The sequence below is a fragment of the Cupriavidus sp. HPC(L) genome (assembly GCF_000307735.3).
Taxonomy (GTDB): Bacteria; Pseudomonadota; Gammaproteobacteria; order Burkholderiales; family Burkholderiaceae; genus Cupriavidus.
Genome location: NZ_AMPR02000209.1, coordinates 1 through 5,184, shown reverse-complemented (window position 1 = coordinate 5,184; position 5,184 = coordinate 1). Strand labels below are relative to the sequence as shown.

At 69.4% G+C, this 5,184-nt stretch carries 5 protein-coding genes and 1 pseudogene; all 6 read right to left on the bottom strand.

Annotated elements, in window-relative coordinates:
- Positions 1 to 165 precede the first annotated feature (165 nt).
- Positions 166 to 1,200 carry an EscU/YscU/HrcU family type III secretion system export apparatus switch protein gene (locus B551_RS13025; protein WP_023264257.1) on the bottom strand — a complete coding sequence of 345 codons (1,035 nt, stop codon included), beginning with the start codon at positions 1,198 to 1,200 and terminating at the stop codon, positions 166 to 168.
- A 9-nt stretch (positions 1,201 to 1,209) separates the two neighbouring features.
- Positions 1,210 to 2,007, bottom strand: a complete 798-nt coding sequence (gene sctT, locus B551_RS13020) for a type III secretion system export apparatus subunit SctT (protein ID WP_043439419.1) — start codon at positions 2,005 to 2,007, stop codon at positions 1,210 to 1,212.
- Positions 2,004 to 2,516: a hypothetical protein gene (locus B551_RS13015; RefSeq protein WP_006580034.1), complete on the bottom strand. Its 513-nt coding sequence runs from the start codon at positions 2,514 to 2,516 to the stop codon at positions 2,004 to 2,006. Before B551_RS13015 ends, sctT begins: the two co-directional genes overlap by 4 nt.
- The gene (locus B551_RS13010; RefSeq protein WP_082928462.1) at positions 2,513 to 3,940 is read right to left on the bottom strand and encodes a FliI/YscN family ATPase; all 1,428 of its coding nucleotides are present in this window, start codon (positions 3,938 to 3,940) and stop codon (positions 2,513 to 2,515) included. The genes B551_RS13015 and B551_RS13010 overlap by 4 nt, the downstream gene beginning before the upstream one ends.
- A 359-nt stretch (positions 3,941 to 4,299) precedes the next feature.
- Positions 4,300 to 4,908 carry a type III secretion system stator protein SctL gene (gene sctL / locus B551_RS13005; RefSeq protein WP_023264256.1) on the bottom strand — a complete coding sequence of 203 codons (609 nt, stop codon included), beginning with the start codon at positions 4,906 to 4,908 and terminating at the stop codon, positions 4,300 to 4,302.
- Positions 4,890 to 5,184: pseudogene (locus B551_RS26570) on the bottom strand (type III secretion system protein SctK); the annotation flags it as partial. The pseudogene B551_RS26570 and the gene sctL, both read right to left, overlap by 19 nt.

Genomic DNA, 5,184 nt, shown 5'->3' with positions numbered 1-5,184 from the left:
CCCCAGCCCCTCTCCCGCAAGCGGGAGAGGGGAGCACGTCAGCGGTCGAGCAACGGCGATGCGGTATCTATCGCGCCAACCGGCTCCCTCTCCCGCTTGCGGGAGAGGGCTGGGGAGAGGGCAGACCACGCCAGCAAACCACAATCCCCCGGCCGCCCAACCACCCTACCCCCCCTTCGCCCACCGCATCAGATCCGCCACCCGCTCGAACAGCGAGCGGTCGATGAAGCGATCGAGCGGCACCGTCAGATAGAGCCGCTGCGCCAGGTCCGAATCGAAGGCCGACGGAATCAGGTAGTCCGCGGCCGCCTGCCGGATGCGCGCCGCGACCTGGCCGCCGCCTTTGGCGACCACCTTGGGCAGCGTACCGGGCCCGTCGTAGCGCAGCGCCACCGCGTATTGCGTGGAATAGACGACCGCGGTCGACACCCGCACCCGTTCGCCGACGCCAAAGAACGCCGCCTCGAAAAACGCCGCGCGCCGCCGTCCGGCGATCATCGGGTCGCCCTGCGTGTCCTTGTATTCGCGCCGGTATTCCTCGACGCTCATGCGCTGGCGCTTCATGAACTCGTAGCGCTCGTGCACGTAGTCGATCACCGCCATGATCAGATAGATCACCGCGGCCCAGCAGCACATCATCAGCAGGATATGGGCGATCAGCAGCAGGATCTCGGCCGGCCGCGCATAGCCGGTGCGCACGCCATCCTCGATCGCCCGCAGCGCCAGCACATAGATCAGGCCGCCCAGCAGCGCAATCTTGATCACGGTCTTCAGCAGATTGACCAGATTGCGCACCGCGAACATCCGTTTCAGCCCCTCGGCCGGATTCAGCCGTGCCAGCTGCGGCTTGATCTGCTCGAACGCGACCAGCGGTCCGACCTGCACGAAGGCGCCGACGATGCCGCAGACTAGCGCGATCGCCGCGATCGGCAGCACGCCCATCAGCAGGAAGCGCGCCCCGGCCTCGCCCAGCGCCAGCATCTGCTGGTCGGCCAGATGCTGGTCGATCGCGCCCATCGCGCTCAGCCACAGCGCCTGGAACAGCCGCACGAAATAGCGCCCGAGCAGCCATAGCGCGATCAGCACGCCAAGAAAGACGAAGGCCGACGTGACATCGCTGCTGCGCGGCACCTCGCCGCGCTTGCGCGCGTCGTCGAGCTTGCGCCGCGTCGCTTCGAGGTTCTTTTCGCTATCGGCCATGGCGTGGCCTCACTGGACGCCCGCGCGTCCGCGCAGCAGGTCGATCAGCGCGTTGTCCGGCCGCAGGAAGCCCTGCAGCGTGTCCACCATCACCGACAGCATCAGCACCAGCATCAGGAAGGCGACTGTGATCTTGACCGGCTGCGCGAACTGGAACACGTCGAACTGCGGCACGAAGCGGGCGATCAGCGCGAAGCCGAGTTCGACGATCACCAGCAGCAGCAGGATCGGCGCCGCCAGCTTGACGACCCACGAGAACATCGTGCCGGCATAGATATTCGCAAACTGGAACGACGACAGCGAGACATCGGGGCCGAAGGACATCACCGGCCAGAAGGCAAACGATTCGACGATCACGCCCGTCATCGCAAACAGGCCGCCGAACGAGGCAAACAGCGCGATACCCAGGTGGGACAACAGGTTCTCCATCGGCCCGTCCTCCTGCTGCGTCACCGGATCGAAGAAGGTCGCGTTGCCCGAGCCGGTCTGGAAGTCGATCAGCTCGCCGATCATCTGCAGCGCGACGAAGAACAGCCCGAACGCCATGCCCAGCAGCAGGCCGATGAACGCCTCCTTGAAGATCAGCAGCAGCCACAGTCCGCCCGCCACCGCGTCGATGTCGACGCGGGCGCCCGGGGAGACGAACAGCGCGATGGCCAGCACGATGCCGTTGCGCGCCACGCCGGGGATCGACTGATGGGACAGGAACGGCACCACGGTAAAGGCGGTCAGCAGCCGCGGCATCACCATCAGGATCGGCATCACGGTCTCGCGGCCCCACTGGAAAAAGATCGCCGGATCGATCATGCCTTGATGCCTGCTCCCATGCCGCGTTGCCAGACGCGCAGCGCGGCCTCCTCGGCGGCCTCTTCCTCGCGGCGCTCGATGTCGGCTCGTGCCGCGGCCTGTTCGCGGCCGATCAGTTCTCGAGTGCCGGTCAGCCGGGCCTGCGCCTGTGCCCACAGCCGGCGGCTTTGCTCGAATTCGGCACGACGCTGGCCAGCAATATCGAGGGCCTGCGCCAGCGCGGCATTGGCGCGGGCGATGCGCGCGTCGAACGACGCCTGCCACGCCTGGGCATCGAGCAGGCCCGAGATCGCGACGCCCTCCTTCGCGGCGCTGTCGTGCAGGCGCTGCAGAAACGCCGCGCGCTCCGACAGCGCCGCGCGCACCGCGCCCTGCGCCGCCTCGGCGGCCCGCATGCCTTCGAGAAACGCATCGCGCTTGTGCCGCATCTCGCGATGGGCGTCCTCGTGGCGGCGTTCGCGCACGCGTTCGAGCTGGCGCAGCGGCACCGTGGCCGATTGCCCGTTCATCGTTTGGCCTCCTGCTGAGCGGGGGCGCGCCCTGCCGCGGCCATCGCCGCCGTCGCTGGCGTAACCGCCGGGGCCGGCGGCGTGATGGCCCGTTCCAGCGTGCGCAGCGTGGTCTCGTAGGTATCCAGCTTGCCGGCCGGTTGCGCCAGGAAGGCGCGGATCTGGCCGATCGACGCGACCGCGGCGTCGGCCACCGCATCGGCGCCGGGACGGTACTCGCCGATCTGCAGCAGCAGCTCCAGCTCGCGGTACTTGGCCAGCAGCTCGCGCAGGCGGGCCGCATGGCGCGCCTGCTGGTCGTCGACCACATGCGGCATCACGCGGCTGACGCTGGCCAGCACGTCGATGGCCGGATACTGGCCGGCGCTGGCCAGCTTGCGCGACAGCACGATATGGCCGTCGAGGATCGAGCGGACCTCTTCGGCGATCGGGTCGCTGTCGTCCTCGCCTTCGGTCAGCACCGTGTAGGCGGCCGTGATCGAGCCGCGCGCGGCGGTACCGGCGCGCTCCAGCAATTGCGGCAGCATCGAGAACACCGAGGGCGGATAGCTGCGCCGCGTCGGCGGCTCGCCGCTGGCCAGCCCGATCTCGCGCTGCGCGCGCGCCAGCCGGGTCAGCGAATCGACCAGCAGCAGCACGCGCTTGCCCTGGTCGCGGAAGTGTTCGGCGATCGCGGTCGCGGTATACGCGCACTTGACCCGCTCCATCGGCGCGCGGTCCGACGTCGCCACCACCAGCACGGTGCGGGCGAGCCCTGCATCGCCAAGGCTGTATTCGATGAATTCGCGCACCTCTCGCCCGCGCTCGCCGACCAGTGCGACCACATTGACATCGCTCTGCGCGCCGCGCGCCAGCATGCCGAGCAGCGTGCTCTTGCCCACGCCCGGCGGCGCGAAGATGCCGACGCGCTGGCCCTCGCCCAGCGTCAGCAGGCCGTCGATCGCGCGCACGCCGGTGGGCAACGGCGTGCGGATCAGCGCGCGGGTCAGCGGATCGGGCGGCTCGTTCTCGACCGGCACCTGGCTGACGCCGACCAGCGGCCCGCGGCCGTCGATCGGGCTGCCCAGCGCGTCGAGCACGCGACCCAGCAATGCGGCGCCCGCCGGGCACCGGTAGCCGTGCATCTGCGGCACGACCTCGGTCACCGCCGACACGCCGGTGGTGCGTCCGAGCGGCGTCAGCAGCGCGGTCTGCTGCTCGAAGCCGACCACCTCGGCCAGCAGCGGCGGCTCGCCCGGCGTGACCAGCTGGCAGATCTCGCCGACATGCGCCTGGATGCCGGTCGCATTGATCAGCATGCCGACCGCCTTCGACACGCGCCCGCGCATCGCCACCGGCGTGAAGTGGTCGAACGCGCGTTCGAGATCGAGCGCGGCGTGCTGCAGCGCGGCCTTCAGGTCGGATGTCGGGATCGGGTCGGCCATGGGCGTGGGTTCAGAAATGCGCTGCGAAACGGCTCAACGAACCGTCGTCCCCCCGAACGCCGGGACCCAGCGGCTTTGAAAGACGCTGGGTTCCCGCCTGCGCGGGAACGACATGGTGGTGATGGACATGTTGTCAGCGTACACACCCGTCGTCCCCGCGAACGCGGGGACCCAGTGGCTTTTGAAAGACGCTGGGTTCCTGCCTGCGCGGGAACGACGTGGGGATGATGGGCATGTGGTCAGCGTACACACCCGTCGTCCCCGCGAACGCGGGGACCCAGTGGCTTTTGAAAGACGCTGGCTTCCTGCCTGCGCGGGAACGACGTGGGGGTGATGGGCATGTGGTCCGCCTCGCACCGTCAACCCGCCTGCACCCGGCGCGCAAACGCTTCGAGCTGGGCCTGCAGCCCCACCTCCATCGTGCCGGACGGCGTCAGGATGCGGCAGGCATCGGGCTCCAGGCTGGGCTCGACCACGACGTTGGCGCGGCGCGGCCAGTCCAGCGTCTCGGCCATCGCGTCGAGCAGGTTGCGCACCGCCTGCTCGCGGCCGAGCGGGATCTGGATCGTGATGAAGGGCTCGCTGCGGACCAGCACGTCGATCCGCTGCAGCGCGACCTCGAGGATGATGTCCGGATCGAGCTCGCCGGCGATCTGCTGGACCGCCTTCATCACGATATTGGCCATGGTCCGCCGCATCGCGCCGAGCTGGCGCTCCGCCTCGGCGGCGGCGCTGACCTGCGCGGCGGCGTGCTCTGCCTGGGCCTTGGCCCAGCCTTCGCGGTAGCCGTGCTGGCGCCGCTGCTCGGCGTCGCGCTGCGCGTCGGTGGTGATGCGATGCGCCTCGCGGCGGGCGGCCTCGATGACCTCGGCCGCGTCCATCAGCGCCGCGTACTCCGCCTCCTTCAGGACCTTGCGCTCGGACAGCAGCTGCAGGTTCTCGCTGGTGATCAGAAAAGCCAGTGCCATGTCGGAAACCGTTCTGGAATCAGATTGAGCAGAAGCAGCTCGCGCAGCTGCGCGGCCTGCGGGCGGCTCAGCGCCGGCACCGGCAGCGCGGCCAGCCGGCGCGGGAACTTGCGCCGCACCGCGGTGACCAGCGCCGATGGGGCATCGCCATGTGCCGTGCCGCCCGAGGGCGGCAACGTCTGCACCAGGCCGCACAGCAGCCGGTAGCCGCGTTCGGCCATCACGCGGGCGGCCGACGATGGCCGCGCGCGGATCGGATCGAGATTCATCGGCAGG

Bases quoted from the DNA above. Each gene is read 5' to 3' on its own strand.
- B551_RS13015 (WP_006580034.1), bottom strand. From the start codon at position 2,516: ATGAACGGGCAATCGGCCACGGTGCCGCTGCGCCAGCTCGAACGCGTG.
- sctL (WP_023264256.1), bottom strand. From the start codon at position 4,908: ATGGCACTGGCTTTTCTGATCACCAGCGAGAACCTGCAGCTGCTGTCC.
- B551_RS13025 (WP_023264257.1), bottom strand. From the start codon at position 1,200: ATGGCCGATAGCGAAAAGAACCTCGAAGCGACGCGGCGCAAGCTCGAC.
- sctT (WP_043439419.1), bottom strand. From the start codon at position 2,007: ATGATCGATCCGGCGATCTTTTTCCAGTGGGGCCGCGAGACCGTGATG.
- B551_RS13010 (WP_082928462.1), bottom strand. From the start codon at position 3,940: ATGGCCGACCCGATCCCGACATCCGACCTGAAGGCCGCGCTGCAGCAC.